The 25,308-nt window shown below is 52.2% G+C and carries 26 protein-coding genes; 16 read left to right on the top strand and 10 right to left on the bottom strand.

The features are described 5' to 3' along the window. The first annotated feature begins 86 nt into the window (after positions 1–86). The 12 genes from MLE19_RS08250 to MLE19_RS08305 all read left to right on the top strand — a co-directional run bounded on the left by MLE19_RS08250 (position 87) and on the right by MLE19_RS08305 (position 10,303). A complete protein-coding gene (locus tag MLE19_RS08250) occupies positions 87–1,019 on the top strand; it encodes a LysR family transcriptional regulator (RefSeq protein WP_240717700.1) in 933 nt (310 codons plus the stop codon). Beyond that, positions 1,016–1,930 carry a LysR substrate-binding domain-containing protein gene (locus tag MLE19_RS08255; protein WP_240717701.1) on the top strand — a complete coding sequence of 305 codons (915 nt, stop codon included), beginning with the start codon at positions 1,016–1,018 and terminating at the stop codon, positions 1,928–1,930. Before MLE19_RS08250 ends, MLE19_RS08255 begins: the two co-directional genes overlap by 4 nt. A gap of 40 nt (positions 1,931–1,970) precedes the next feature. Next, positions 1,971–2,114 carry a hypothetical protein gene (locus MLE19_RS08260; protein WP_240717702.1) on the top strand — a complete coding sequence of 48 codons (144 nt, stop codon included), beginning with the start codon at positions 1,971–1,973 and terminating at the stop codon, positions 2,112–2,114. Beyond that, positions 2,111–3,145 carry an ABC transporter substrate-binding protein gene (locus MLE19_RS08265; protein ID WP_240717703.1) on the top strand — a complete coding sequence of 345 codons (1,035 nt, stop codon included), beginning with the start codon at positions 2,111–2,113 and terminating at the stop codon, positions 3,143–3,145. The genes MLE19_RS08260 and MLE19_RS08265 overlap by 4 nt, the downstream gene beginning before the upstream one ends. A gap of 94 nt (positions 3,146–3,239) precedes the next feature. Then, positions 3,240–4,304, top strand: a complete 1,065-nt coding sequence (locus tag MLE19_RS08270; RefSeq protein WP_240717704.1) for an ABC transporter ATP-binding protein — start codon at positions 3,240–3,242, stop codon at positions 4,302–4,304. 117 nt (positions 4,305–4,421) lie between these two features. Next, positions 4,422–5,198 (top strand): ABC transporter permease, encoded by a 777-nt coding sequence (locus MLE19_RS08275; RefSeq protein ID WP_240717705.1) that lies wholly within the window; start codon positions 4,422–4,424, stop codon positions 5,196–5,198. Positions 5,199–5,209: 11 nt separating this feature from the next. Further along, positions 5,210–6,004: an ABC transporter permease gene (locus MLE19_RS08280; protein WP_035556263.1), complete on the top strand. Its 795-nt coding sequence runs from the start codon at positions 5,210–5,212 to the stop codon at positions 6,002–6,004. A 10-nt stretch (positions 6,005–6,014) separates the two neighbouring features. Beyond that, positions 6,015–7,133 (top strand): NAD(P)/FAD-dependent oxidoreductase, encoded by a 1,119-nt coding sequence (locus MLE19_RS08285; RefSeq protein WP_240717706.1) that lies wholly within the window; start codon positions 6,015–6,017, stop codon positions 7,131–7,133. After that, positions 7,108–7,413: a (2Fe-2S)-binding protein gene (locus MLE19_RS08290; protein ID WP_035556259.1), complete on the top strand. Its 306-nt coding sequence runs from the start codon at positions 7,108–7,110 to the stop codon at positions 7,411–7,413. The genes MLE19_RS08285 and MLE19_RS08290 overlap by 26 nt, the downstream gene beginning before the upstream one ends. After that, the gene (locus tag MLE19_RS08295) at positions 7,410–8,798 is read left to right on the top strand and encodes an NAD(P)/FAD-dependent oxidoreductase (RefSeq protein ID WP_240717707.1); all 1,389 of its coding nucleotides are present in this window, start codon (positions 7,410–7,412) and stop codon (positions 8,796–8,798) included. The genes MLE19_RS08290 and MLE19_RS08295 overlap by 4 nt, the downstream gene beginning before the upstream one ends. Then, positions 8,798–9,916 carry an NAD(P)/FAD-dependent oxidoreductase gene (locus MLE19_RS08300; protein ID WP_240717708.1) on the top strand — a complete coding sequence of 373 codons (1,119 nt, stop codon included), beginning with the start codon at positions 8,798–8,800 and terminating at the stop codon, positions 9,914–9,916. The genes MLE19_RS08295 and MLE19_RS08300 overlap by 1 nt, the downstream gene beginning before the upstream one ends. A 42-nt stretch (positions 9,917–9,958) precedes the next feature. After that, on the top strand, positions 9,959–10,303 hold the full coding sequence (locus MLE19_RS08305) for a RidA family protein (protein ID WP_240717709.1): 345 nt from the start codon (positions 9,959–9,961) through the stop codon (positions 10,301–10,303). Between the two features lie 58 nt (positions 10,304–10,361). Here MLE19_RS08305 and rph read toward each other — a convergent pair whose 3' ends face one another. From rph to MLE19_RS08335, 6 genes are all read right to left on the bottom strand, one after another. Beyond that, complete coding sequence (gene rph, locus MLE19_RS08310; RefSeq protein WP_240717842.1) at positions 10,362–11,084, bottom strand: ribonuclease PH; 723 nt, start codon at positions 11,082–11,084, stop codon at positions 10,362–10,364. A gap of 139 nt (positions 11,085–11,223) precedes the next feature. Continuing rightward, entirely contained in the window at positions 11,224–12,780 is a 1,557-nt protein-coding gene (locus MLE19_RS08315; RefSeq protein ID WP_240717710.1) for an FGGY family pentulose kinase, read from the bottom strand. Between the two features lie 12 nt (positions 12,781–12,792). Beyond that, positions 12,793–13,785 carry an ABC transporter permease gene (locus MLE19_RS08320; protein ID WP_240717711.1) on the bottom strand — a complete coding sequence of 331 codons (993 nt, stop codon included), beginning with the start codon at positions 13,783–13,785 and terminating at the stop codon, positions 12,793–12,795. Beyond that, positions 13,782–14,780, bottom strand: coding sequence for an ABC transporter permease (locus MLE19_RS08325; RefSeq protein ID WP_240717712.1), 999 nt, complete (start codon positions 14,778–14,780; stop codon positions 13,782–13,784). The genes MLE19_RS08320 and MLE19_RS08325 overlap by 4 nt, the downstream gene beginning before the upstream one ends. Continuing rightward, on the bottom strand, positions 14,773–16,260 hold the full coding sequence (locus tag MLE19_RS08330; protein WP_240717713.1) for a sugar ABC transporter ATP-binding protein: 1,488 nt from the start codon (positions 16,258–16,260) through the stop codon (positions 14,773–14,775). The genes MLE19_RS08325 and MLE19_RS08330 overlap by 8 nt, the downstream gene beginning before the upstream one ends. 76 nt (positions 16,261–16,336) lie before the next feature. Further along, the gene (locus MLE19_RS08335; protein WP_240717714.1) at positions 16,337–17,371 is read right to left on the bottom strand and encodes a substrate-binding domain-containing protein; all 1,035 of its coding nucleotides are present in this window, start codon (positions 17,369–17,371) and stop codon (positions 16,337–16,339) included. A gap of 263 nt (positions 17,372–17,634) precedes the next feature. On the opposite strand from MLE19_RS08335, the gene MLE19_RS08340 reads away from it, so the two are divergent. Together MLE19_RS08340 and MLE19_RS08345 are read left to right on the top strand one after the other, a co-directional pair. After that, a complete protein-coding gene (locus tag MLE19_RS08340) occupies positions 17,635–18,651 on the top strand; it encodes a substrate-binding domain-containing protein (RefSeq protein ID WP_240717715.1) in 1,017 nt (338 codons plus the stop codon). A gap of 253 nt (positions 18,652–18,904) precedes the next feature. Beyond that, entirely contained in the window at positions 18,905–19,783 is an 879-nt protein-coding gene (locus MLE19_RS08345) for a YicC/YloC family endoribonuclease (protein ID WP_240717716.1), read from the top strand. A gap of 51 nt (positions 19,784–19,834) precedes the next feature. On the opposite strand, the gene MLE19_RS08350 is transcribed toward MLE19_RS08345, so the two are convergent. Together MLE19_RS08350 and MLE19_RS08355 are read right to left on the bottom strand one after the other, a co-directional pair. Beyond that, entirely contained in the window at positions 19,835–21,073 is a 1,239-nt protein-coding gene (locus MLE19_RS08350) for a type II toxin-antitoxin system HipA family toxin (RefSeq protein ID WP_240717717.1), read from the bottom strand. Between the two features lie 2 nt (positions 21,074–21,075). Further along, positions 21,076–21,441, bottom strand: a complete 366-nt coding sequence (locus MLE19_RS08355; RefSeq protein ID WP_240717718.1) for a helix-turn-helix domain-containing protein — start codon at positions 21,439–21,441, stop codon at positions 21,076–21,078. A gap of 217 nt (positions 21,442–21,658) precedes the next feature. On the opposite strand from MLE19_RS08355, the gene MLE19_RS08360 reads away from it, so the two are divergent. Next, the gene (locus tag MLE19_RS08360; protein WP_240717719.1) at positions 21,659–22,360 is read left to right on the top strand and encodes a hypothetical protein; all 702 of its coding nucleotides are present in this window, start codon (positions 21,659–21,661) and stop codon (positions 22,358–22,360) included. 1 nt (position 22,361) lies between these two features. Beyond that, the gene (locus MLE19_RS08365) at positions 22,362–23,573 is read left to right on the top strand and encodes a helix-turn-helix domain-containing protein (RefSeq protein WP_240717720.1); all 1,212 of its coding nucleotides are present in this window, start codon (positions 22,362–22,364) and stop codon (positions 23,571–23,573) included. A gap of 97 nt (positions 23,574–23,670) precedes the next feature. Here the strand turns inward: MLE19_RS08365 and MLE19_RS08370 are convergent, their stop codons facing one another. Next, complete coding sequence (locus MLE19_RS08370; protein WP_240717721.1) at positions 23,671–24,162, bottom strand: DUF4411 family protein; 492 nt, start codon at positions 24,160–24,162, stop codon at positions 23,671–23,673. After that, complete coding sequence (locus MLE19_RS08375) at positions 24,159–25,298, bottom strand: ImmA/IrrE family metallo-endopeptidase (protein ID WP_240717722.1); 1,140 nt, start codon at positions 25,296–25,298, stop codon at positions 24,159–24,161. The genes MLE19_RS08370 and MLE19_RS08375 overlap by 4 nt, the downstream gene beginning before the upstream one ends. Positions 25,299–25,308: the final 10 nt, after the last annotated feature.

Genomic DNA, 25,308 nt, shown 5'->3' on the forward strand with positions numbered 1-25,308 from the left:
AATCAAGTTTAAAGTAAGCTCGACTATAGGTAGGTATAGGCTATACGATCCAATACCAATAATTGTCCACCTTATGTGTAAAAGTTATGACTACTCCCTCTCTTCATCTGCGCGACCGTCAAGTCCTTGCATTTAAGCATGTCATGGAAATTGGCACTGTATCTGGTGCTGCACGACGTATGTTGATCGCCCAACCAGGTGTTACGCGTTTGTTAAAGCAGCTGGAGCATGATGTGGGTTTTACGTTATTCGAACGTGTACGGGGGCGCTTGGTGCCGACACCTGAAGCACGCTTATTTCACCGTGAGGTGCAGCGAATGTGGAGTGGAATGGAGCATCTCCGCGAGACTGCACGCCGTATTAGTGGAAGAGAAGTGGGTGGATTGCGTATTAGTGCTATGCCTTTGTTGGGGATTACTTTTTTACCTGATGTGTTGGCGGCTTTTGTCCCTTATCACCCTGATGCACGACTTGAACTGGCTACTTTTCGTTCGGAGCAAGTTATTGAGGATGTGATTACACAGCGTTGTGATATGGGCTTTGCTATTGTTGCTGAAGCCGATGATCGAGTGGATAGCGAGGTATTCAGCCTTGGTAGCCTATGCGCTTTACCTCGTTACCACCCTTTGGCAGCCCATGAAATAATAGAAGTAGATGATTTAGATAACCAGACGCTAATCAGTTTTGAACCTCAGGATCCTTTGCGACTTGATCTTGAAAAACTCATGGAAACTCGCGGCATTAAACCCAAAAATTACTTGGAGGTTTCTCTCGCTCTTCAAGCTGTTCGATTGGTTCGACAAGGTGTTGGAATTGCGATTATTGATCCAATCAGCGCAAAAGTTTTCGAAGGAGAAGAACTAATTTTACGTCCCTTCAAACCCCCACTTAGTGAAAATTTTGCGCTGTTAACAACACGAGACCAGCCAATATCTAAGCTTGCGAAGGATTTTATTATTCTGTTTAGAGAGCATTTTAAACAAGCCTCCGTATTTTCAAATTGGACTGATAACGCATGATTAATCTTAGGCAGATAGAAGCCTTTCGTGCGGTGATGATACATAAAACCGTTACTAGGGCGGCACAGACTCTGCATGTTTCACAACCTGCAGTAAGCCGTTTGATAAATGACTTGGAGTATTACGTAGGGTTTTCATTATTTCAGCGGAGCAAGGGGCGCTTAATTCCAACACCTGAAGCCTTAGCGCTATATGAGGATGTTGATAGAGCATTTGTAGGGCTTGATAAAATTACCGATACTGCTAAAGAAATTAGAGAATTTCGGACGGGTAGACTTTTCTTAAGTTGCATGCCAGCTCTCGCGCTTAGCACATTACCTCCTATTATTCACTCCTTCTCATCACGTCATCCGGGAATAACGGTCTCATTACAAGCACATAGCTCGCAACGAGTATTAGAGTGGGTGGCAACTCAGCAGTGTGATGCAGGCTTAATAGGCATGCATTTGGAGGATCCCTCTGTCACCGTACTCCCTATTGCTAGCGGTGAGTTGTGCTTAGTAATGTTGCCTGAGCATAGATTGGCCCAGCAGGCAGCTATTATTGCAGAAGATTTAGAAGGCGAGCCGTTTGTTTCACTAGGTCAGACACAGGATGTCAGACCTCTTATTGACCATGTTTTCCAGCAAGCCGGTGTTGCGCGGCGTATGCGCATCGAAACTCAATTATCGAGTGTTGCTTGTGAGCTCGTTTTGTCGGGTGCAGGCGTTTCATTAATAGATCCTATTACAGCAGGTAGCTATGCCGCGCGTGGTCTAGTTATACGTCCTTTTTCACCCAAAATACCTTTTCATTACAGTGCCGTTCTTCCTGCATTTCGACCTCCATCACGTCTAGTTTTGGAATTTCTGGATGAAGTAAAAGTTTATCTGGCTAATCAGCTTGATAATACTTTTTTGGCTAGCCCATAACATTAGCGAATAAGGTGTCTAACAAAAGGCATTAGTCCTGATGCCTGAAGCAGTGCTAGCTTCATTGAAGGTCGCACTGCCCACGCCTTCTGACCGTTTTCTAGCAATACCAGAAGCGGTGGCGGCCATTGATAACAACAAGCAAAACACCAACATCAATGACGACAGGACACTGCAAATATGAAAAGACTGAATAAGCAAACGACCGCAATGGCAGGACTCGTATTTCTTGGCATGAATACCGCTCTTGCTGAACCGCTATACGTAGGTTCCTATGGTGGTTCTACCGAACAAGCTATGCGTGATGAAATCATTCCAGCGTTCCTTGAGGAGCATGAGGCGGAAATCATCTATGTAGCAGGAAATTCCACCGATACCTTGGCTAAGCTGCAAGCCCAGCGTGGAAACCAAGAGCTTGATGTAGTGCTGATGGATGATGGCCCGATGTACCAAGCTATTAATCTAGGCTTCTGCTCACCGATGCAAAATACCGCTATGTTGGACGATGTCTACGACATCGCTCGCTTCCCTGACGACAAGGCTGTTGGTGTTGGTTTAGTCGCTTCTGGTTTTGCATACAATGCCGAAATGTTTGAGCGCAATGGATGGGAGCCACCTTCATCTTGGAATGATCTGGCCGATGAAAAATTTGCCGACAAGTTGGTCGTTCCTTCCATTAGCAATACGTATGGCGTACATGCCTTGGTGATGGCGGCACGACTCAACGGTGGGGGGGAAAGCGATATCGATCCTGGCTTCATCTTTATGCAAGAAGAGGCCGCGCCCAATATTCTCTCTTTTGAGCCTTCTGCAGGCAAAATGTCAGAACTTTTCCAAAATGAGGAAATTGCTTTATCAGTTTGGGGTAGCGGACGTTTACGGGCGCTTGCTAATACCGGTTTCCCTGGCGCCTTTGCATATCCTGAAGAAGGCGCCGTTGCTTTGATGGTTGCTGCCTGCGTAATAGAAGGTAGCGAAGAGCGCGAGTTAGCCGAAGCATTTGTTGAACATTTGCTGACCCCTGAGTCTCAAGAACTGTTGGCTGATACGCAAGGTTGGGGGCCTGCGCAGCGGAATGCAGAACTATCCGATGATTTAGCCGAAATCCTTCCTTATGGGGAAAAGGTCGACCAGCTAGTGACAGTGGATTGGGATGTTATTAATCCCAATCGTCTTGAGTGGACTAATCGATGGAACCGTCAGGTTGAGCGCTAATCCAGCGCTTAATCTCTTTCTTTATTGATAACACTTAAGACAACACACCCTTGCCTTCAACATGATAGGTAAGGGTGTGTGGGAGTCCTAAACCATGAGTTTTCTGCATTTAGAGTCATTGACTAAGCGTTATGGCAATAACGTAGCTGTGCAAGATATGTCGCTTGATATTGCCCAAGGTGAGTTTGTCTCCCTGCTTGGCCCATCGGGGTGTGGGAAGACAACTACATTGCAAATGATTGCTGGTTTTGTTGAGCCTTCTCGCGGGCGCATCTGGATGAACGGCGATGATATTACGTCCTGTAAACCCAATCAGCGGGGAATAGGAATTGTGTTTCAAAGCTACGCCCTTTTTCCCCATATGACCGTCGCAGAAAATGTTCGATTTGGTCTGGAAATGCGCAAAGTTCCGATCAGTGAAAGTCGCCAACAAGTACGGGAAGCGTTGGAACTGGTTCGTCTTGACCATCTGGAAGATCGGTATCCTCGCGAACTATCTGGCGGGCAACGCCAACGTGTAGCCCTGGCTCGTGCCCTCGTAATTCGTCCGCCGTTGTTGCTACTTGATGAGCCTCTTTCAAACCTTGATGCACAATTAAGAGAAAACATGCAGATTGAGCTGCGGAATATTCAGCAGCAGGTTGGCACTACAACCCTGATGGTTACACATGATCAATCGGAAGCACTTTCACTTAGTGATCGTGTTGTGGTTATGAATGAGGGCAAGGTGGTACAAGTTGATGAGCCATTTTCAGCCTATGAAAATCCTAAAAATAACTTTGTTTCCTCTTTTGTTGGAAAGACCAATTTATTTGCTTGCCAAATAGATCAGCAAGTCGGTAGCCAAGCTCAGGTCAAACTAGGTGATTATCAGCTTGAAATCTCTGTGCCTAGCGATATGCAAGGTAATCAGGTTCAACTATCAATCCGCCCAGAAAAATTAGAGCTAACACAAGAAGGTACTGGCCAACTAAACGGACGTGTTCGTACACGGCTATTTCTAGGGAATCACTGGTTATACCAAGTGGATAGTAGTGTCGGCGAGCTATTAATTACTCAACCTAATTTAGGCGTGCAGGGGGCCGCAGTTGGCGATGATGTAGGAATTAGCTGGCAGGAAGGAGCTGTACGTATTCTGGGGGAGCAAGCGCATGACTGAGCTCACCTCTAGCCTATCTCCTTCTGTGTCGCGTACTCGCTCAATTAATCCAGTGCCGTGGTTACTGAGTGCGCCAGGTGCTATTTTTTTCTTGCCCTATTGGGCATGCCACTAATAATGACGCTAATACTTAGTTTTAATAGCTTTGATTATTCGGTTGGTATTGTTTCTTCATTTGGCCTTGAAAACTATTATGAAGTTCTTCGAGATAGTTACTTCCACGAAATATTTCTGCGTACCTATGGTATTAGTATAGCAGTAGTAATTCTCTGTATTCTTATAGGCGTACCAGAAGCTTATATTCTTTCAAGAATGCGTAATCCATGGCGTTCGTTATTTCTAGTCGTTACTTTGGCACCATTATTAATCTCAGTAGTAGTGCGAACACTTGGTTGGGTATTGCTGATTGGTGGTAATGGCTTACTTGGTAAATTTTTGGAAGGAATTGGTATTGCTGAGTCTAGTGCAGGTAACTTGATGTACACCCACACCGGCGTAATTATTGCGCTGGTACATGTTTTAGTTCCGTTGATGGTGATCTCGGTTTGGGCCGCTCTTCAGAAGCTTGATCCTGCGGTAGAACATGCTGGTTTGTCGTTAGGTGCTAGCCACGGGACTGTTTTTCGACGCGTAGTAATTCCTCAAATATTGCCCGGTATCCTTTCCGGCAGCTTGATTGTATTTGCCTTGTCAGCCAGTGCTTTTGCCACTCCGGCCATTATTGGTGGGCGCCGTCTAAAGGTAGCGGCTACTGCTGCTTACGATGAGTATCTCAACACGATGAATTGGCCTATGGGGGCTGCAATAGCCATTGTGCTGCTGGTGGCCAATGTTGTCGTAGTGATGAGTTACAACCGCATGATGGAGCGGCGTTTTCGTCGCACCTTGGGCTAGGAGATTCCCGAATGCTACATAACAGTAAACTCGCCCTTACGTTTCACTCGTTATTTGTTGTTTTTCTACTTGCACCCTTAGTAGTGGTAATGCTGGTAGCTTTTACACCGAATGGCTATATCTCTTACCCGACGAATGGATTCTCTCTTCGCTGGTTCGCGGCAATATTTGAGCACCATGCTTTTATCCGTGCTTTCTGGAATAGCCTTTATCTTGGTGTTGCTGCTGCCAGTATTTCGGCACTGTTGGCGGTGCCGGCAGCACTAGCTATTGTCCGCTATAGTTTCCGTGGTCGTGATGCATTAGTGGGTTTATTTTTATCCCCATTAATGATCCCTCATGTTGTGCTCGGGGTAGCATTCCTTAGTTTCTTCTCCCAAATAGGCATTTACGGTAGCTTTTGGGCGCTCATTGCAGCTCATGTGATTATCGTTATGCCCTATACCATGCGTTTGGTGATGGCATCTGTATTTGGCATGGATCGTAGTGCGGAAAAGGCTGCTTTATCACTAGGCGCTTCCCAGTGGACGATGTTTCGGCGCATCACCATGCCGATGATTCTCCCAGGAGTCGCCGGTGGCTGGATCTTAGCGTTTACTACCAGCTTTGATGAGTTGTCGATGACCATTTTCGTGGCCTCACCCAGCACAACCACGCTGCCTGTTCAGATGTACAACCATATTGCTCATACCGTCGACCCATTAATTGCCTCTGTTTCTACGGTGTTAATCGTCCTGACGGTGCTATTTATGGTGCTGCTCGACCGGCTCTATGGAATTGACAAAGTTCTTATCGGTAAAGGTTAAGGAGCCAACTATGCAGCAGTGTGATTTCGCCGTCATTGGTGGGGGTTTAGTAGGTAGTGCAATTGCTTATGGACTGGCCAGCCAAGGTCACCAAGTTAGCGTGCTAGATGAAGGTGATGTGGCCTATCGTGCATCGCGAGGTAATTTTGGATTGGTTTGGGTTCAAGGAAAAGGGCAAGAAATACCGCGTTATTCCCAATGGAGTATGTGTTCTGCATCCAAGTGGTCGGCACTTTCTCAAGAGCTCTTTGAGTTGACTGGGGTCGCAACTCAGCACCACAACCCGGGGGGAGTTCATCTTTGCTATAGCGAAGCGGAATTGGCGAGTCGCGAAGTAGATCTTGATGCACTGTCTCAAGCAACGGATCGCCAGTTTTCGTTCAAAATGCTGAACCATAGCCAGTTACGTGACCTGATTCCTGAAATTGGCGAAAGCGTAACGGGCGCTTCATGGTCAAGCTGGGATGGGCACGCTAATCCTCTTTATCTGCTTCGAGCGCTACATGCTGGCATTCGTTGCCATGGAGGCCGCTTCCTTGCTGTTGGCAAGGTAAAGAGGATTCGGCGTAATGGGGAGAGTTATGTGATTGAGAGCAATCATCAAACCATTACGGCGGGCCGTGTCATTTTAGCTGCAGGGCTTGGCAACCGAGAACTAGCTCCGCAGGTAGGGCTAGATGCGCCGTTAAACCCTAATCGGGGTGAAATCCTGGTTACTGAACGAATGCGACCACTGCTTAACTTACCAACGACCTATCTACGTCAGACCGGAGAGGGCTCAATTCTAATGGGCGACTCTCATGAAGACGTCGGTTTCAATGATGGTACTGAAACCCCCGTGCTTGCTCAAATTGCTAAGCGCGCCGTAAGAGCGCTACCGGCACTTGCAAATACTCGAGTGGTTCGCAGTTGGGGGGCCTTGAGAGTTATGACACCTGATGGCTACCCGCTTTATCAAGCATCTGAAAGTCATCCTGGGGCTTTTATCGCTTGTTGCCATAGCGGTGTGACCTTAGCCGCAGCTCATGCAAAGTGTTTGGCGCCCTGGTTTGCGGGCGCTGAAGCACCTTCTGAAATTACCCCTTTTACTGCGGAGAGATTCCATGTTCAAACGTCTATCCCCGCCTGAAGCCACTAACGAAGCGGTAGTAACTTTCCGCTTTGATGAGCAGACCGTGACGGCTCGCCCTGGCGATACTGTCGCTGCGGCATTACTCACTTCGGGTATTAGTATCTGCCGGAGTACGCCGGTCAGTAATGCCCCTCGTGCCCCTTACTGCATGATGGGTGTGTGCTTTGAATGTTTGGTGGAAGTTGATGGCAATCCCAATGTTCAGGCTTGCCAAGTGGAGGTTCGCGATGGGATGCATGTCCATACACAGCAGGGTGCCAGGAGATTAATTTCATGATTACGCATGACCTAGTCATTCTCGGTACAGGCCCAGCAGGTATGGCCGCAGCAACTATGGCCCTCGAGCATGGCATTACGCCGGTGGTAATAGATGAGCAGCCTGCCGCGGGCGGTCAAATTTATCGTGCATTGGAACGTACCCCTGTGCGTGATCGGCAGATTCTTGGCGAGGATTACTGGTCTGGCGAGTCTCTAATCAAGGGGCTTAAAGACCCTCAAATTGACTATCGTCCTGCAACCACCGTGTGGCAATTGACCCGACAGCGCGAAATTGGGCTATTGCATGATGACAAGGCAGAAATGATTTGTGCGCGACATATTATCCTTGCCACAGGAGCTATGGAGCGGCCTATGCCAATACCTGGTTGGACGTTGCCAGGGGTCATGACAGCAGGAAGTGGTCAAATATTGCTCAAGAGTGCCGGGGCCGTGCCCCAGGCACCAGTCGTACTAGCCGGCTGTGGCCCCTTATTATTGCTGCTGGCGACTCAGTATCTTCGCGCAGGTGTCGAGATAGCGGCCATTCTTGATACTACGCCACGGGATCGCTATCGCGCCGCTCTCAAGCACGTTCCTGGGGCGTTACGTAATGCCAGTACCCTATTAAAGGGGGTGGGACTATTACGTGAACTACGTCGTGCAGGTGTTCGCCACATTAAAGGCGTAAGCGCTCTGCGCGCCGAAGGTAGTGGTCAGTTAGAGCGCGTCTTATGGAAGCAACAGGGCGATGATAATTGGCAGACTCTTGAAACGCCTACCTTGCTGCTTCATCAAGGCGTTATCCCCAATACCCAAATTACTCGGGCGGTGGATTGCCACCATGAGTGGGATGAGCAGCAATTAGCTTGGAAACCACGTCTGGATGAGTGGCTGGGCACCGATATCCCAGGTATTGCCGTAGCGGGTGATGGCGGCGGTATCGTAGGAGCCAAGGCCGCGGGCATGCAAGGTCAATTAGCGGGGCTGGGGGCTGCCCTGGCGCTAGGTAAATTAACCTTGGAGAACAGTACTCAACGCGCTCAACCAATTCGTAAAGCACTAGCGCGTGACACCGCGATTAGGCCTTTTCTCGATGTGTTGTATAGACCTGCAAAACAATGGCGTTTACCCGATGACGATACGCTAGCCTGCCGATGCGAAGAGGTAACCGGCGGAGAAGTCCGGCGTATGGCCGAAATGGGCTGCCGAGGGCCCAACCAAACTAAGTCGTTCACTCGTTGTGGCATGGGGCCGTGTCAAGGCCGTATGTGCGGTATTACCGTGAGCGAACTGCTGGCAGACGCCAATCAGCAAAGTGTTGAAGAGACCGGCTATTACAGGCTGCGACCACCTTTCAAACCGATCACCCTCGGACAGCTTGCAAAGGCGGCGGAGGAAGGCTGATGTCTCGTCGTGTAGTGGTTGTGGGTGCGGGATTTCATGGTTGTAGTGCTGCATTGCGATTAAGCAATCAAGGGTATGAGGTCACTGTCATTGATAAGGCCTATGCCGGTCGCCATGCCTCGGGCGTCAATGCCGGTGGTGTACGTCGGCTCGGCCGGCACCCGGCTGAGATACCGTTAGCGATAGCTGCTTGGGAACGCTGGCAGAACATGACGAGTATTGTCGGTGACGATTGTGGGTTTCGTCCTGTTGGGCAAATCAAGGTGGCTGAAAGCGATAATGATATGGCCATCCTCACCGAACGTGAGCGCCAAGTGCATAACCTGGGGTTCCACCATGAAAAGCTTATCAACCGTGATGAGCTACGCAAGCGGCTACCAGCGTTGGCTGGCCATTGTCCAGGTGGGCTTGCGTGTGATGGCGATGGCTTTGCCAACCCTTATCGCACTGTTACTGCCTGGCGTCGCGAAGCTGAACGCCAGGGCGCCTGCTTCCGTGAAGGTATCGAGATAACGGGGATAGAGCCTAAGGGAAATGGCTGGCGTCTGAGTGGAGGCGAAGAGCATTTTGATGCCGATTTGCTTGTCAATTGTGCTGGCGCTTGGGCAGGAGAGCTTTGTAAATGGCTTGGAGAACCTGTTCCCCTCACTGCTGAGGCTCCCATGTTAATGATCACTGAGCGACTATCGCCATTTTTAGGGACAGTAGTGGGCGCGACGTCACGGCCATTATCTTTTAAGCAGTTTGAGAACGGTACTGTTTTGATTGGAGGAGGGGTGCGAGGTGTCGTGGATACTGTTCGCCATGTGGCCGAAACCCGCTTAGATGGGTTGTCGGAGAATGCCGATACCGTCGTCAGCCTGTTTCCGTTCATGAAAGAGGCACGCATCATGCGAACCTGGGCAGGCGTCGAAGCAGTTATGCAGGATCACATTCCTGTAATAGGACTCAGCAGTCAACACGACAATGTTATTCACGCTTTTGGGTTCTCAGCTCACGGCTATCAGTTAGGCCCCATTACTGGAGAAATAGTCGCCGACCTTGCCATGGAGCGAGAGCCCAAGCTCCCCATCACTCCTTTTTCTATTCAAAGGTTTCAAACACCTTGTCCTGAATAGGACGAGTTAACGTACGCCAATTAAGGCAAACTGGAGATTATTATGATTAAACGACATATCCAAACACCTATTATGCACCGCGCTGTAGAAGCGAATGGCTTTGTTTTCTTTGGTGGAATAATTGCTGATGATCTTACGCTTGATATGGCAGGTCAAACCAAACAAGTGCTTGATAAGTTAGAGCAGTATTTAGCAGAGGCAGGCACAGACAATAAGCGAATTGTTACCGCAACTGCTTATGTTTCTGATTTAAAACTTAAGAAAGGGATGAACGAGGTGTGGACTAAATGGTTTGATGCTGACCATCTTCCAGCCCGAGCTACGTTAGGTGTTGCCGACCTTGGTGAGAATGTTCTTTTGGAATTAGTAGTGACTGCTGTTAAGTAAAGGCATATAGCTATTGCTGGCGAAAGAGTTCGCCAGCAATAGTGTTTGCTAAACTATCCTATCCACGAATGCCCAGGGCTTCGCGCTGCTTCTCACGCAGCTCACCACCGGCTGTTTCGGCTAAATCAAGCATTGCGTTCAGCTCGGCGCGAGTAAAGGCACCTGCTTCGGCGGTGCCCTGCACTTCGATTAACTCGCCGCTTTCGGTCATCACCACGTTCAGGTCGGTATCGGCTTTGCTGTCTTCCGGGTAATCCAGATCCAGCACCGGCACGCCTTTGTAAATGCCCACGGAAATAGCACTGACCAACTGCTTGAAAGGGTCGGCTTTGATCTTCTTCTCGCGCTGTAGGTAACGGATCGCATCGATCAGCGCCACACAGCCACCGGTAATCGCCGCGGTGCGGGTACCGCCATCCGCTTGGATCACATCGCAATCCACGGTAATGGTGAACTCACCCAGCTTCTTCAAATTCACTGCGGCGCGCAGGCTGCGGCCAATCAAGCGCTGGATTTCCAGCGTGCGGCCGCCTTGCTTGCCGCGGGTCGCTTCACGGCCACTACGGGTGTGAGTGGCGCGGGGCAGCATGCCGTATTCAGCGGTGACCCAACCCTGATTCTTACCGCGCAGCCAGCGCGGCACACCGGCTTCTACGCTGGCATTACACAGCACTTTGGTATCGCCAAACTCCACCAGCACGGAGCCTTCCGCATGGCGGGTGAAGTCGCGGGTCAGGCGAATCTCACGGAGCTGGTCGGCTTCGCGACCACTGGGGCGCACAACATCAGGACGCTTAGCACTGCTCACAAATAATACCTCTCAATAAACGCGTAACTGGGAAAAGCCCTCCATTGTACACGTCTGGGCTCGTGCTGATGGGCCTAACGTCCAGCTAGCGTTTTGAAAAAGGTGGTTTGTGTCAGTCGAGGCGCCCTTCGTACAGTTTCTTGAAAGCGGCATAACGCACAGTGTGCAGCGCTTGCATTGCCTGGTCGGGCTCTACTGTTTGTTCGCCTGGGGAGAGGCCATTGGCAACGCTGAGCACCTCACCATTGCCCTGGGCAGCCAGGGCCGCTACGGCTACCCCAAGCAGTACGGGTTCCGGGGCATCCGCCAGCACAACCCGACAACCGGTACCGTCGGCATAGAGCTTGCGTAATAGTGCTGAACGTCCATGCCCTCCGCTGAGGTGTAGGGTATCGATGGCATAACCATGGGCATTCATGCGCTCTATGATGGCGCGGGTGCCGTAAACCAGCGAGGTGGCTGCCGCCCAATAGACCTTGATGAAACTCTCGCGAGGCGTATCAAGGGTCAATCCGGTGATGGTGCCGCGAATTTCCGGATCGGCCAAGGGCGAGCGGTTGCCAATGAAATCAGGGCAAACATGGGTATCAGGGGCAGGGTCCCCGGCTGCCAAGCGTTCGAGTAGCAGGTCTGATAATGCGCCGTGAAGATCGTCGCCGAATTCACTGCTGGCGGAAAATAGCGCCGCCAAGTGATCTAGAAGGGCGCCGGTGATGCTTTGCCCCCCTTCGTTGGCCACAAAACCATCGCATAGTGCCCCCGGATAGGGGCCCCACACACCGGGTACCTCGCGCCGTTCGGGCTGGGCGCCAATATGGCAGGTTGAGGTGCCGCCAATCACCGCAAGCCGGCGCTCGGGAGCATCAGCGAGGCTTCTGCCTAGCGTGCCAAGGGCACCGGCATAGGCATCAATCATGCCCACTGCGAAGGTACACCGAGTCGTCAGTCCTAAGTCATTGGCGGCTTCTTCAGTTAACTGCCCAAGTGCTACGCCCACGGGAAGGGCTTGTTCGGGCAGGCGGGCGCACTCGAGTACATCCTGCATATCGATCTGGTTTAGAAAGTCGTGATCCCAGCCATGTCCAGGGCGCGGGTCAAACGTCCACTTGCAGGAGAGCATGCAGACCGAGCGTTCAAGCGAGCCGGTGCATTTAAAACCTAGCCAGTCGCCTAGATCACCTGCGTAGCCGATCTGGGCGTAAAGCTCGGGCCGGTGGTGCTTCAACCACATGAGCTTAGGCATCTGCATCTCGGGAGACATGACGCCCCCCAGGTTGCGCAGCGGCGCTGCCTGGGTAGCCGTGCACTCAGCGGCTTCTGCGGTTGCCCGGTGATCCATCCACACAATGATATTCCACGCCTCATCGCCCGGTGAGAGCGCTAGCGGCTTATCCTGCTTATCAAGGAGCACCAACGAGCAGGTGGCGCTCACCGACATACTGGTGATGGAATCTGCCGTTACACCGGCAGCCTCGCGGGCGCGCTGTGTCGCGCTGCATACCGCGCGCCAGATATCCGTTGAGCTCTGCTCCACGTGATGCTCGGCAGGGCGATGCATTGCAATGGGTGTTTTCGCTTCGGCCAGCATCACGCCGTCCGGCGTGAAAATGCCCGCCCGGGCGCTGCCAGTACCAATATCGATGCCTAGAACATGCACTTGACGACTCATGGAAAACCTTACTCAAGACTGTTTAATAAATGGCATACGCAGTGCCATGACAATAATTAGAAAAGCCCCCCATACCGCGGTGGCAAGATGCTGGCTGGCGCCCATCAGGTTCATGCCGGAAGCGATGACCTGCAGGCTCATCAAGCCCAGCACCAGTGGCAGTACGCGGCCAAAGCCACCAAAGGGGTTTGCCCCGGCCAGAAAACAGGCCAACACCGTAATCAGTAGGTAGCTCTCGCCATGGCCTACACGTACAGAGTTAAAGCGGGCGAGCATTACCATGCCCGCTAACCCTGCCAAAATGCCGGAAATCGTGTAGACGGTGATCAGCACGCGTTTGACGTTAACGCCCGAGTACTCCGTCGCGCGTGGGTTGGAGCCCAGCATATAAATCGAGAAGCCGGTGCGGGTGAAATGCATGATGTACATCAGCCCGGCGGCAGCGGCGAGAAAGATCAGCATGGGGATGGGGATGCCCAAAAAGCTGCCGCTACCGATGGTCTGAAATACCTCCGGCATGCCGGAAATACCACCGCCGCGGGTTAAAAACTCACCTACCCCTTGGAGAAAAATCATCGCGCCCAGCGATACTAAAATGGGGTGGGCGCCCACATAGGCAACGATAACGCCAATCAAAAAGCCTGCGGCAGCGCCAACGGCAAGCCCGGCGATAATCGCCATGGGAACACTTAGTATGCCCATGCCCGCCAGTAACCCCTGAACCAGCCAGGCGGTCATCAAGCCTGTGATATTGGCGGTAAAGGTCACTGAGAGGTTCAGGCCACCGGAAATAATGGGCAGCAGCATCGCTAGTGAAAGCAGCCCCAGTTCCGGCAACTGCATCGACATCGAGCCAAAATTAGTGGCGGTCAGAAAGCCCGGTGCCAGTAGCGAGAAGAGGCCAATGCTGCCGATGAGCAGAGCCGTCATGGCGATGACCTCAATGGTATCGCCACCCAGGCGGAGCCTGGCCGTGGAGGGCTGTTTATTCAGGCGCTTATTCATACGTTCCTCGCCTTGGAAGTGCGGGGCAACAGGTTGCCGAGGTTGCTGGTGGTGATCGCAATCAAGATGATCAGCCCGACAATCATGCGGAAGGCGTAAGGAGTGACGCCCAGCAGGTTCAGGCCGTTTTGGACAACGGCGAGAAGCAGTACACCCAGTACGGCGCCGAGCACTGAGCCGCGCCCGCCACCCAGGGTCGCGCCGCCTAGCACGACAGCTGCCAGAATCGGCAACTCCTGGCCTATCAGGGCGTTGGGCACGACCTCTTGCACGATATGCGCCTGCATCAGGCCCGCTACCCCTGCGCATAGCCCCAGCCAGCCGTAGGCAAAGGCATAGATCTTCCAGGCGCTAACGCCAGAGCGGCGAGCGGACTCGGGGCTTGATCCGAAACCGTAGATCGCGCGACCAAAACCGGTACGGGCCAGAATGAACCAGGTGAGTATGACCATCACCACCATGACGGCAGCGGGTAAGTAGAGCGTGGCTGATCCGCGTTCGGCGGGTAGGTCAAGCAGTGGAACGGAGTAGTAGAGCCAATCGGGAATATCGTAGATGGACACTCCGCTGGTGAAGTACATCAAGAGGCCGAAAAACAGGTTAAATGTGCCGATGGTGACGATGATCGAAACGATTCGGAAGCGATGGATCAGCAGCGCATTGAAGAGCCCCAGTAGCATGCCAACCAGCATCGAAAGCAGGATGCCAAGTAACCAACTGCCTCCGCCCAGGTAATTCATCAGCAGTGTCAGCACCACGTACTGCACCACGGATGCCGCCACTGCGAAGGAAATATCTATCCCTCCCGCAATCAGCACGACGACCAGGCCCACGGCAAAAATGATATTGACCGACTGATTGTTAAGCAGGTCGAACAGGTTCTGAAGGGTAAGAAAGCTATCGGTCGCTAGTGCCAACACCACGTACAGCAGCATGAGGATACCTAATAGAGTACCTTCAGTGCCGATCCTTCTGTTTAGCAGTCGCTTATGCATTGATGATCGCCTCCAGCGCTTCTTCCGTGGTCTCCGCAGGTGTGACCTCGGAGTAGATGCGCCCCTCGCGCAATACGAGCGCACGATCTGCATTCATCCAGATTTCCCCCGCCTCATCCGAAATCAGAATGATGGCCATGCCCTGGTCGGCAAGATTCCTGATGATGTCGAAAATACCGGCTTTGGCGCCTACATCGACGCCAATCGTCGGGCAGTCAAGAATGAGCACCTCGGGTTCGGTGGCCAGCCATTTAGCAAGTGCAATGCGTTGCTGGTTACCGCCGGATAACGAGGAGACGGCAAGCTCGGCATCACTCACCTTGGTTTTAAGCTGCTCAATCCAGTGGGCGGTCAGTGCCTTGATGCGCTGAGGGGAGAGAAAAAAGCGCGGTTTTTCCAGTTTTGGTAGGACGGTCACTGCGGTATTCATATTGATGGACTGGTTTTGCACCAGGCCAAGATTGAGTCGGTCTTCAGAGAGGTAGGCAATGCGATGGCGCACGGCATCGCGATTGGAGCGAAGCGTCAGCGGCTGCCCCTCTTTTAGCAGCTGCCCCGAAGTGGGCTGGGTCATCCCAAAAATCGTGTGGGCTATTTCGGTACGCCCTGCGCCCAGCAAACCCGTCAGGCCGAGAATTTCACCCCGATGCAGGGTGAAAGAGATGTTTTCAAATTCACCCTCGCGGCTTAAGTTTTTAAGCTCCAGTACCGGGGCGCCTTTGTGCGTTTCAGCACGGGGGGTAAACTCAAGTTCCAGCCCGGTCATCAGGGTTGAAAGTCGTGCCTGGGTCATTCCCTCGGTGGGGTAAGTGCCGACCAACTTGCCGTTGCGGAGCACGGTGACGCGTTGGCAGACCTCCAGCACTTCCACCAGCCGGTGGCTGACCAAGACAATGGAAATGCCTTTCGCCGCCAGTGAGCGGGTAATGCCCAGCAGCGTCTGCACCTCTTTATAGGTAAGCGAGGCGGTGGGTTCATCCATAAAAATGATACTGGCCCCTGCACGCAGCACCCGGCAAATCGCAACGAGTTGACGGTGAGCAATCGAGAGGTCTTCAACACGGGCCATCGGATCCAGGTCGAGGCCAAACTGCTGAATGATCTCGAGGGATTGCGTCAGCGCCTCTTTAGAGGAAATAGGCCGCCAAGGTTTGGCAACGTAGTCATCAAAGACGATATTTTCCGCGACGGTCAGGTGCGGGAACAGCGCGAGGTCTTGCCAGATAACGTGGATACCCCGGCTGCGCGCCTCTATCGGGCTAATGGCAGAGAGGGTTTCATCGCCAAACGAAAACTCTACCCCCGCTTCAGGCGTGTATACCCCGTTGATAATTTTAATCAGCGTGCTTTTGCCACAGCCATTTTCACCTGCAAGGCAAAGCACCTCACCCCGGCGAAGTTCGAATTCGACATCATCGAGCACCCGGCTTTGACCGAAAATCTTGCTAACGTGACGCGCTCGAATCGCGATATCGCCCATTGGAGGCTCCTCTCTTAACATCACTGCCGCGCTCTTCAGGAGCGCGGCAGCCTTTACACGATCAATAAGCGCAGTCTTACAGGCCGAGCTCTGCCAGCTCATCCACGGTATCTTTGCTCAGCTTGAGTGGCTGTGAGGCAAAGATCGTTTTGCCATCCAGGGTAATTTCACCCAGTACCGGCAAGTCGGCGCCATCGGCAATCTCTTCGCCGTTATAGAGCATCTCACCCAGGGCAACGAACGCTTTGCCTGCCTCCAGTGGGCTCCACTGGAAACCACCGGTAATCACACCTTCGTGCACCAGGCGTCGCCCCTGGCCCGGAGAGAACAGGCCCATAACGGCGACATCCCCTTCCAGCCCCCGCTCTTTCACGGCCCGAGCAGCGCCGATGGTTCCCTGGCTACCAAATGACATGATGCCGGCCAAATCTTCGTGGGCACGCAGCAAGTCCAGGGTGGTGTTGCGGCTGTCATCGACGCTTTCGGCCACGCCGAAACGATCAGCGGCTTGGGTCAAGCCCGAGCAGTTCTCATCGAGCCAGTTCACGGCTGCATCGGCCCAGGCGTTGTGAGCGGGCACGCTGAGGCCGCCAACGTAAACGGCATAGGAGCCTTCGCAGCCGGTGCTGTCAGCCAATAGCTTGGCGTGCTCTTCACCTAACTGCTGCGCGGAAATCATTTCAAAGTCGTAGTCGATGTTGACCGATTCGGGGCTTTCATGTGTCAGTACGATAATTCCCTGAGCACGTGCCCGTTCCAATACCGGCTCAAGAACCTCGCGATCATTCGGGACAACCCCAATGACATCAACGCCACGGCTTATCAGATCCTCTATCGCACGCACCTGCAGGGCGGGGTCAGCGCTGGTAGGGCCTACCATATAGGCCTCGACGCCCAGCTCTTCACCCATCTGCTCAATGCCCATCTCCATAGCATTGAACCAGGGGATGCCACCCACCTTGGCGACCACGGCGATAGTGGGGGATTCTTGAGCCATTGCGCCGGTGCTGCCGATAATGCCTGTTAGCGTAGCTGCGGTAAGAAATGCTTTGTATTTCAATGTGATTTCCTGCTTGCTGTTGGCTGACCCAGTCAGTGGAATAGCGTGCATTGAAGCGCTTTAATAGTGCTGCTGTACGTTGCGCCATGGTCAAATGAAATGGCGCAGACGCTTCCGAGCCTCACAATGCATAGGAATTTAATGCACAGAAACTTTACACAGTGCTGGATACGTTGAGTGGTACCTAAGCGATGCGTCATCGCTATCGTTATTGTTTTAAATCGAGCATGCACAATCGGTTGTGCATGGCATAGGATTGATCTAATGCATCATCACGTCAATGCTACTTTTATCTAATCGCAAGGAGCTGCCACGTGGTTAGCGACTCTTCATCCAAGCGGCTGACTATTTACGACCTGGCGAGGTTGGCAGAAACATCGCCCAGTACCGTCAGTGCCGTGCTCAACGGCACTTGGCAGCGCCGTCGTATTAGCAAGAAACTGGCCAGCAAAATTCTTTCGCTCGCCCAGTCGGAGGGCTACTCGGCCAACATGCAGGCCCGTGCCTTGCGGCGCGAGCGCTCAGGTATCATCGGCATGATCCTGCCGCTTTACGACAACCGCTACTTCAGTTCGATAGCCCAGCACTTCGAATCCGAAGCACGGCGTCGGGGGCTGTTTGCGATTGTTTCGTGTACGAATCGAGATCCCAAGCAAGAGTGTGAAGCCGCCCGAATGATGCTGGCTTACCGTGTCGAGTGCCTGGTATGCACCGGCGCAACGGATCCAGATACGATTGCGCAGATGTGTGCAGAGAGCGGCGTGCAAAGCCTTAATCTCGACCTTCCTGGCAGTAAGGCGCCGTCGGTGATTTCCAATAACCGTGAGGGCGCGCGACAGCTTACCCATGCCATTCTCAACCGCCTGGCTGAAGAGAAGCGCAGTGATGATCCGGTGCTATTTATTGGCGGCCGTGATGGAGATCACAATACTCGCGAGCGTATTGCCGGCTTCAAGCAAGCCAGAGAAGAGGTGGGATTGGCGACGGCGGAAGAGAATATTCTCCCCTGCGATTATGCTGCCGATAAGGCCCAGGCTGCGTTGGAAACATACATGTGTAAGCGGTCTACTCTGCCCAGCGCTATGTTCGTCAACTCCACGATTTCTCTTGAGGGCATCGTTCGCGGGTTACAGCTAAATGGCTATTATCTAGATGACATTATTTTTGGTTGTTTTGACTGGGATCCCCTGGCCGCTGCCTTTCATCCGCGTTTGATGATGGTGCGGCAAAATGTGATCGAGATGATCGACCGCGTCTTCGAACTGATTGATACGCCACCGCAGGATCCGCATCTGCTCATAGAGGTTCAGCCAGACATAATGGGTGTTTGATGCGCTCTTTCGCACAGCGCTTATTGAATCGAATGAATAGGCTAGCCATTTAGGCTTTGTACGAAAAGTCGGCGAGCGAAGGTCAGGCAAGGCAAAAAACGGCGAAAAAGCGGAGTTTACGGAGTGTAAATGAGCATTTTGATCGGACTCGCGCACGAGCCGTTTTTTAACACCGCATGGCCGAGCGCAGTCAGTTTTGGTACAAAGCCTAGGGCAATGCTTTATACACCGTTATTAACTACCAGGATAAACCATGGCCACTTCCAGCCGCGTACACAGCATGACCGCCTTTGCCCGTACTGAGCAGGCTGCCCCGTTTGGCACCCTGCAGGTGGAAATCCGCTCGGTGAACCAGCGCTATTTAGAGCCTCACTTCCGCCTGCACGAAAGTCTGCGTGACCTAGAACCAGTGCTCCGTGAAGCGCTGCGCACCGGCTTGGCACGTGGCAAAGTCGAGTGCAGCGTAAGGTTTGAGAGCGCCGAAACTGCCCAAGCCCCCGCCGTTAACAGCGTCCGCCTAGCCGCCATTGCGGATGCGCTAACCGCCATTCAGCAGCAGGTGCCCAGCGCCGTGCCGCCCACCACACTTGCGCTACTCAACCAGCCCGGCGTAATGGAAACCCAGCATCTGGATCAAGAGGCCATCAAAGCCGCCGCCAAAACCCTGTTTGATCAGGCACTGAATGAGCTGATTGACGCCCGTGCCCGTGAAGGCGAAAAGCTCGCCGAGATGATCACCACCCGCCTGACGGCGGTGAGCGAGCAAGTGACCACCGTGCGCAGCCTGCTACCGCAGATTCTAGAGCGCCAACGCGCCCAACTGCTGGAGCGCCTGGAAGTCGCCAAAACTGAACTCGACCCACAACGCCTGGAGGCCGAGCTGGTGCTGGTGGCCCAAAAAGCCGATGTGGATGAAGAGTTAGACCGCTTAACGGCGCATATCGAAGAAGTGAGTCACCAGCTCGCTCAGAAAGGCCCCAAAGGCCGCCGTTTGGACTTCCTGATGCAGGAACTCAACCGTGAAGCCAACACGCTCTCATCGAAATCCGTGGTGGCCGAAACCACCCGCTGTGCGGTGGAGCTGAAGGTATTGATCGAGCAGATGCGGGAGCAAATCCAAAATATTGAGTAATGATAGTTGATACTATAGTTTCTAAATATTTTATTTTTTTAAGTTATAGTTTCATATAATGGCGGATGCGATTAACTGCTGCTCTTGCCGGTGAATACCTATTTCATTGGCATATTGCTGCCACTGGCGCGTTATCTTTTGGAGCTGATCAATAATTAGCCGTGCCTCACTTGGTGACAGCTGAAAATAGGGTGAAACTTCCAGCGCTAACTCTAAATCCAGCGCATTGGAGTGCTCGTCGATATTTAAATGCAGCCCTACAGCCCCTAGCGAGATATTGATATCGTAGGCGGGCGATAGTCGCCAGCCGCTATTATTTTCCGCTAGCAAGAAGCCATGGTTGCGCAGATGATCATCAGCGTTTGAGACAAGTATGTTGAACACCATTCTGCGCCAAAGCTGGTGCAGATCCTGCTCAGTATTGGCTCCTTGCTCAATAAGAAACTGGGCTAGCTCAAGATAGCTCGCGCCTGCATCGCCATCGTAATAACCCAACTGGGTCATCGCTGAACTAAAGTGCTGACGTAAGCTGCCAACACGGTCAAAGCGCTGGGTTAGAAAGGTGTGGTGGGAACTATTGAACCGCTCAAGTCGGCAAGGCGCCATTTCGATGCCTGCATCCACCGCCATGCGATAAAGCAAATATTCCCATGCGCCTATATCGTAATCGTCATACCGGCTGGGGAATTTTGCTAGCCAGAGTTCATCGCCATCCATGACACAGGCTTTTGGCCTCGCCCCGCCCAACGACGAGCCGGGTGAAATCAGCATATTCAGCCACTTTAGGTAATCGGGGCTATCCAAATCAGGCTGTAGCTCTATTTGGCTGACTGCAAACTCCAATTCTCTCAGGCTGGATAATGGCGGCGCAGCCAACTGCTGATTGTTATCGAGAAAAGGGCCATCTTCTTGCAACTTAAAGCGCAACCCGCCCATGCGAAACGTATCGTGCACACCCAGGAGATAGTTGGATTCGTTGAGTTTTACTAAACGCCTACCCTCTTGCCTAGCCACAACGGCTTCACGCCGCTGCATGAGCAGGCGCCCCCATCTATCGGGGCAAGAATCAAGGAACACACGGAAGTTGCGCGCGTCATTATTGAACTGATCACCCGAAAACAGCTGCAACTCAGGGTCAATCTGCACAGCAAACGGAGAGTCGAGCCATGTCTTTGCGTACGCGAAGCGGTAGACTTCGCTGCCCCGAACCAGGTCGACTTCCAGCCTCCCAACTAGCTCAGTCGGTTGCATAGCAAGCCAATCAGCGTAGACCCATATCGATTTGCTCACGATCACCGCCTGCCTTCAGTGGAAGGGCGGTAAACCACAGTGCTAGCGTTTTTCGATTTGATAGAGGCTCTGTTGGTCGTTCTTAGTAGCTCGATATCTTGCAGTTTACGTCCAAACTCATCATCTAATGCTACCTTCGCTAAATCGCTAGCAAATCCAAGCGACGATAACACCACTAGGTAATGGCCCATTGAGACGCTGGGCTCACCACGCAAAATATTGCGCAGTGTGGGCATAGAAAGCCCCGTGCGCTCTGAGAGCTGGGTTTGGGTGATTTTACGGCGCTTCATGGCAAGCATGACGTTCTCGCCCAGCACTTTTAATACCTTGAGATCCTTGGGGAACACAACCGCTGAACGAGATGGCATAGAGCTATACCTTCATTAATACGTAAATTTTGAAAGTATAGTTTCAAAATTTTTGAGTGTCACGGTTATTTATGGCGCAATGGTGCAACGAACGTTGTTGTAACTGACAATGTTTTTCGGTTATGGCTCTACCCAATGCTTATGGTTACATGGATAACAGGAAAATATAGTCCTATAATCCGCTTTGCCGGATCGTTGTTCTGCCCAGGAGCCGCTCGTGAATCAAGCAGAACTGAACAAAGAAGAGCTGTGCCGCTTTATTTGTCAGGAGCTACCTAGCTATCGCTTACAGCAAATGCTCGAAAGCATAGAGGCGGCTTTTCAGAAGAGCGAAAGCCACCTCAAAGAGACTTATAGGCATGTGCCCCTAGCAGGACCCGGGCCGCAGTCCCATCATTTTACGGTGCAGGAGGCACTGCTGAGCCTGCCAAAAGATGAGAACTTTGAAGTAAGTAACCAAGTCACTAAACCTGCTGGTGGCCACTATGCACTGGTTTGTGCTGGGAGCATGCAAATCACCACGAGCGTTATCACCATGGGAAGGACGCCACCCATACGTGATGCCCGTTTTAGGCGGCTGCTTGGGCTCATCAATAAAAGGCTGGAGAAACAACATCCTGATCTTTTTAAGGCATCCGCCTCACCTTTGGGGCCCAGCCAAGAGGCACTTCATGCGTTATTGCTCCCCCACACAACGAAATGGACAGACAGCAGCGACCATAGCAGTCCAATCGGTGTGGCCATCGCGGTGCCTTACAGTGATCCTCGGGCAGGGTTTCATTTGTTTATTGATGTAGGCCAGTTGTGGCAGTACTACAGCGAAGCGGGCGATGAGGTGGAAGATATTGCCTATCCGACCCTGCGTGATAGGATGCGTCGCGCAGAGAACCGAGATCAAAGTGAAGGTGGAAACGAGTGACATGAGAACAGGGGTTGATGGCTTTCAAGGCCAGCGGTTGAACCAACTGCGCATGGCTCAAAATCTGACCCTCGCGGAGCTGGGAGAGCAAGTAGGGTGCTCTTCCAGTACGGTTTCGGCCTGGGAAAAAGGTACCCAGCTACCTGAGGCCGAGTCATTTGATCGCCTTTGCCACGTGTTTCACGTTTCGCGTATGTGGTTTTTAAAGCCAGTTCCTCCTGTTATTCAGGAAAGCCAGCGACCTTATTTTTTCCGTTCTCAAGCCTCTGTTCACAAGCAGGCACGTGAAAGATCACAGCTCTATTTAGCGTGGCTCCAAGAAATCTCTGACTTCTTTCAAGATGCGATGGATTGGCCAGAAGTAAATGTGCCGATGTTGGACGCGGACGATTGCCGATTGATCTGCGACGAGGAAATCGAAGACATCGCCAGAGAGTGCCGTGAGGCTTGGAAGCTGGGCTCTGCCCCTATCCCAAACGTTATCCAAGTAATGGAAAATGCGGGGATTATTTGCACTCGCGCCACACTGGGGCACGTCAAAATGGACGGTGTTTCCCATGTCTCCGTTTTAGATGGCCGACCCTATGTGCTGATCGCTGAGGACAAAGCAAATGCCATTCGTAACCGCTTTGATGCCGCGCATGAACTTGGGCATGTCGTGCTGCACTCCAAAATACCGGCTGCGCAATACGCTAAAAAAGAGCTGTATGATCTACTAGAAGGGCAAGCGCACCGCTTTGCCAGCGCATTCTTAATGCCGCCCGAGAGTTTTGCGCAAGAGGTGGTATGGCCAACGCTCGATAACCTGCTTTCGCTTAAGTCGCGCTGGAAAGTCTCGGTGGCATCAATGATCGTGCGCTGCCGTGATTTATTGCTGCTGACAGAACAGTTAGAGCTAAGGCTGTGGAAAGGGCGTTCGGCTCGTAAATGGACGAAAGGCGAGCCAGGCGATGATACCCTGGCTTTCGAGCAACCCAAGTTGATGATGCGCGGCGCCCACCTTTTGGTAGATAGCGGCATCTTTGAGCGCACTGAGTTAGTCCACCAGATTGGTTTACCGCCAGCAACTATCGAGATGCTATGTAATTTACGCCCAGGTTACCTAAGTGTTCAGTTTGATGCTGGGGATAACGTGGTGCCTATCAAGCTTAAGCGTAATACCAGGAGGGCTGGCCGGTCGAAGCAAGCGGATGTGTTGCCGTTTCAAAAATAGAGTGATTGCTTATACTTGGCGGCTCAAACTCGACGCTATAAGGCTCTCAAATATGCGGCAGTAAGCTTGCCCTTTTAAGCAGCTCTTGTACTGCTAATCATTGGCCGAGAACAAACCGAGCTTCTAATTCCCGCAGAAACCGGAAGGTGTTGAGGCAGGGTACTTCAAACTGTTGGCAGATATTAGGGACTTTGACTTTACGCGTATTAACGGCCGCGACAGCTTCATGCGTTACCACGCTTGCGCCAATGGCTTTAGCTTTGGCGATAATCCACGGATCGGCTTTTGCCAGGAAGTTATCGCGATTGCCGGGGTTATAGTCGCCTTCCATAACGAACTGAACGATATCTGCAAACAGTGTTTGGGTAAGCTCATCATCGTTGCTGATAAAGTGGTCTGGCCGCTCGTGAACCCAGTTTGCCAGCTCGTCGTTGCCTTCTTTTAGCTCTCGGCCAATCATATCGACACTGGCTATGGTACCTCGCGCAAACTGCTTATCCAGCCAGTCCCAGTAAGCGGGGCAAATATCCATTCCGTAGTACTGGTTTTTTGCTTCGATATAGGTATTTGCGTCTAGTAAATATCTCAAATGCCCAGCTCCTTAGCGAAGCGCTCTATTTTATTCGGTTTTACTCCGCCTAGCAGGGCACTAGCTTCGCGTAACATCAACTGACCGCTAAGCGCTTCACTGACAACCGCCCTAGAAAATGATTGGCTGATTTGGGCTTTTTTAGTCTGGTAGTAGGTTGGCCCACCACTGCTCTCATTTGCTTTGTGCTGCGCCTGCTGTTCAGCAATATAACGACCGTATTGCGCTTGAGAGATAAAATTGAGCGTTAGAGCTCGGCGCGCCAATGCCCAGGTGCTGACGTGAAAGTGGGCTTCCAACGCAGGTAAGTTATCTTGCCAGTGCGCTAAATCGTGTTGCCAAAGAGAGCTGAATTCTTGTTCTGGTACTAAAAACTCTGCCGCGACGGCATTACAAAGCACTTCTTGTTGGCGGTGCGTATTAGCGTTTCCATCGGAAATGCCAGACTGCCCAATCCAAATATGACAAAGCTCATGGATCAGAGTAAATAAGCGCGCACCTAGCGCATCGCCATGATTGACGAAAATGATAGGTGCATAGTCATCTACAATGGCAAACCCGCGGAACTCTTCGACTCGCAAAGGGCGTGTGTGATGTCCAAGATTGCCTTGGCGCATAACCAGAATTCCCAACGCTTCGATTCGCTGGGTCAAATCGCGATAATATTCATCCCATTTGCCGCGCTTAGGGTGATCCCCAACGCCTAACTGGGTGCGCATGTCGGCGACGATTTCATCGACAGAGTGATTGGCAGAAAAGCGGCCAACATTTGGGTTGGGCTCGGCAAAGTGCTGCTTTAAATAGTCCCGGTACCACTCCTGGCGCTGAAGCATTAGCTTGATCAGATCTAAAAGCTCAGCACTCGGGCGAGTGACACCTTGGCCTTCCAGCGTTCTAAGGTCAGGAATGGGCAACACTTCTTCGGGTGGCTCTGTAAGAAACAGGTATCCAAAAGGGACGTAAGCTTTTTCGGCAAACTGCATCGCCTGGTGGAAGGTGATGGGCTTTTTACCCGCTTCCCATGCCAGCAGTTTTTCTTCATTCACCCCACACTTATGTGCAAATTCAGGCACCGGGATGCCGGAGCGCTCGCGCGCCCAGGTCAGCATCTGGGCGTTGATATTTGCCTTGGTCATACGGGGGCTT

This window comes from Vreelandella neptunia, from assembly GCF_022489065.1.
Classification (GTDB): domain Bacteria; phylum Pseudomonadota; class Gammaproteobacteria; order Pseudomonadales; family Halomonadaceae; genus Vreelandella; species Vreelandella neptunia_A.

Coding starts and splice junctions, on each gene's coding strand:
- MLE19_RS08320 (WP_240717711.1), bottom strand. CDS start 13,785: ATGAATAAGCGCCTGAATAAACAGCCCTCCACGGCCAGGCTCCGCCTG.
- MLE19_RS08335 (WP_240717714.1), bottom strand. CDS start 17,371: ATGCACGCTATTCCACTGACTGGGTCAGCCAACAGCAAGCAGGAAATC.
- MLE19_RS08265 (WP_240717703.1), top strand. CDS start 2,111: ATGAAAAGACTGAATAAGCAAACGACCGCAATGGCAGGACTCGTATTT.
- MLE19_RS08270 (WP_240717704.1), top strand. CDS start 3,240: ATGAGTTTTCTGCATTTAGAGTCATTGACTAAGCGTTATGGCAATAAC.
- MLE19_RS08345 (WP_240717716.1), top strand. CDS start 18,905: ATGGCCACTTCCAGCCGCGTACACAGCATGACCGCCTTTGCCCGTACT.
- MLE19_RS08280 (WP_035556263.1), top strand. CDS start 5,210: ATGCTACATAACAGTAAACTCGCCCTTACGTTTCACTCGTTATTTGTT.
- MLE19_RS08285 (WP_240717706.1), top strand. CDS start 6,015: ATGCAGCAGTGTGATTTCGCCGTCATTGGTGGGGGTTTAGTAGGTAGT.
- MLE19_RS08260 (WP_240717702.1), top strand. CDS start 1,971: ATGCCTGAAGCAGTGCTAGCTTCATTGAAGGTCGCACTGCCCACGCCT.
- MLE19_RS08375 (WP_240717722.1), bottom strand. CDS start 25,298: ATGACCAAGGCAAATATCAACGCCCAGATGCTGACCTGGGCGCGCGAG.
- MLE19_RS08275 (WP_240717705.1), top strand. CDS start 4,422: ATGACGCTAATACTTAGTTTTAATAGCTTTGATTATTCGGTTGGTATT.
- MLE19_RS08325 (WP_240717712.1), bottom strand. CDS start 14,780: ATGCATAAGCGACTGCTAAACAGAAGGATCGGCACTGAAGGTACTCTA.
- MLE19_RS08365 (WP_240717720.1), top strand. CDS start 22,362: ATGAGAACAGGGGTTGATGGCTTTCAAGGCCAGCGGTTGAACCAACTG.
- MLE19_RS08305 (WP_240717709.1), top strand. CDS start 9,959: ATGATTAAACGACATATCCAAACACCTATTATGCACCGCGCTGTAGAA.
- MLE19_RS08255 (WP_240717701.1), top strand. CDS start 1,016: ATGATTAATCTTAGGCAGATAGAAGCCTTTCGTGCGGTGATGATACAT.
- MLE19_RS08250 (WP_240717700.1), top strand. CDS start 87: ATGACTACTCCCTCTCTTCATCTGCGCGACCGTCAAGTCCTTGCATTT.
- MLE19_RS08300 (WP_240717708.1), top strand. CDS start 8,798: ATGTCTCGTCGTGTAGTGGTTGTGGGTGCGGGATTTCATGGTTGTAGT.
- MLE19_RS08295 (WP_240717707.1), top strand. CDS start 7,410: ATGATTACGCATGACCTAGTCATTCTCGGTACAGGCCCAGCAGGTATG.
- MLE19_RS08315 (WP_240717710.1), bottom strand. CDS start 12,780: ATGAGTCGTCAAGTGCATGTTCTAGGCATCGATATTGGTACTGGCAGC.
- MLE19_RS08290 (WP_035556259.1), top strand. CDS start 7,108: ATGTTCAAACGTCTATCCCCGCCTGAAGCCACTAACGAAGCGGTAGTA.
- MLE19_RS08355 (WP_240717718.1), bottom strand. CDS start 21,441: ATGCCATCTCGTTCAGCGGTTGTGTTCCCCAAGGATCTCAAGGTATTA.
- MLE19_RS08330 (WP_240717713.1), bottom strand. CDS start 16,260: ATGGGCGATATCGCGATTCGAGCGCGTCACGTTAGCAAGATTTTCGGT.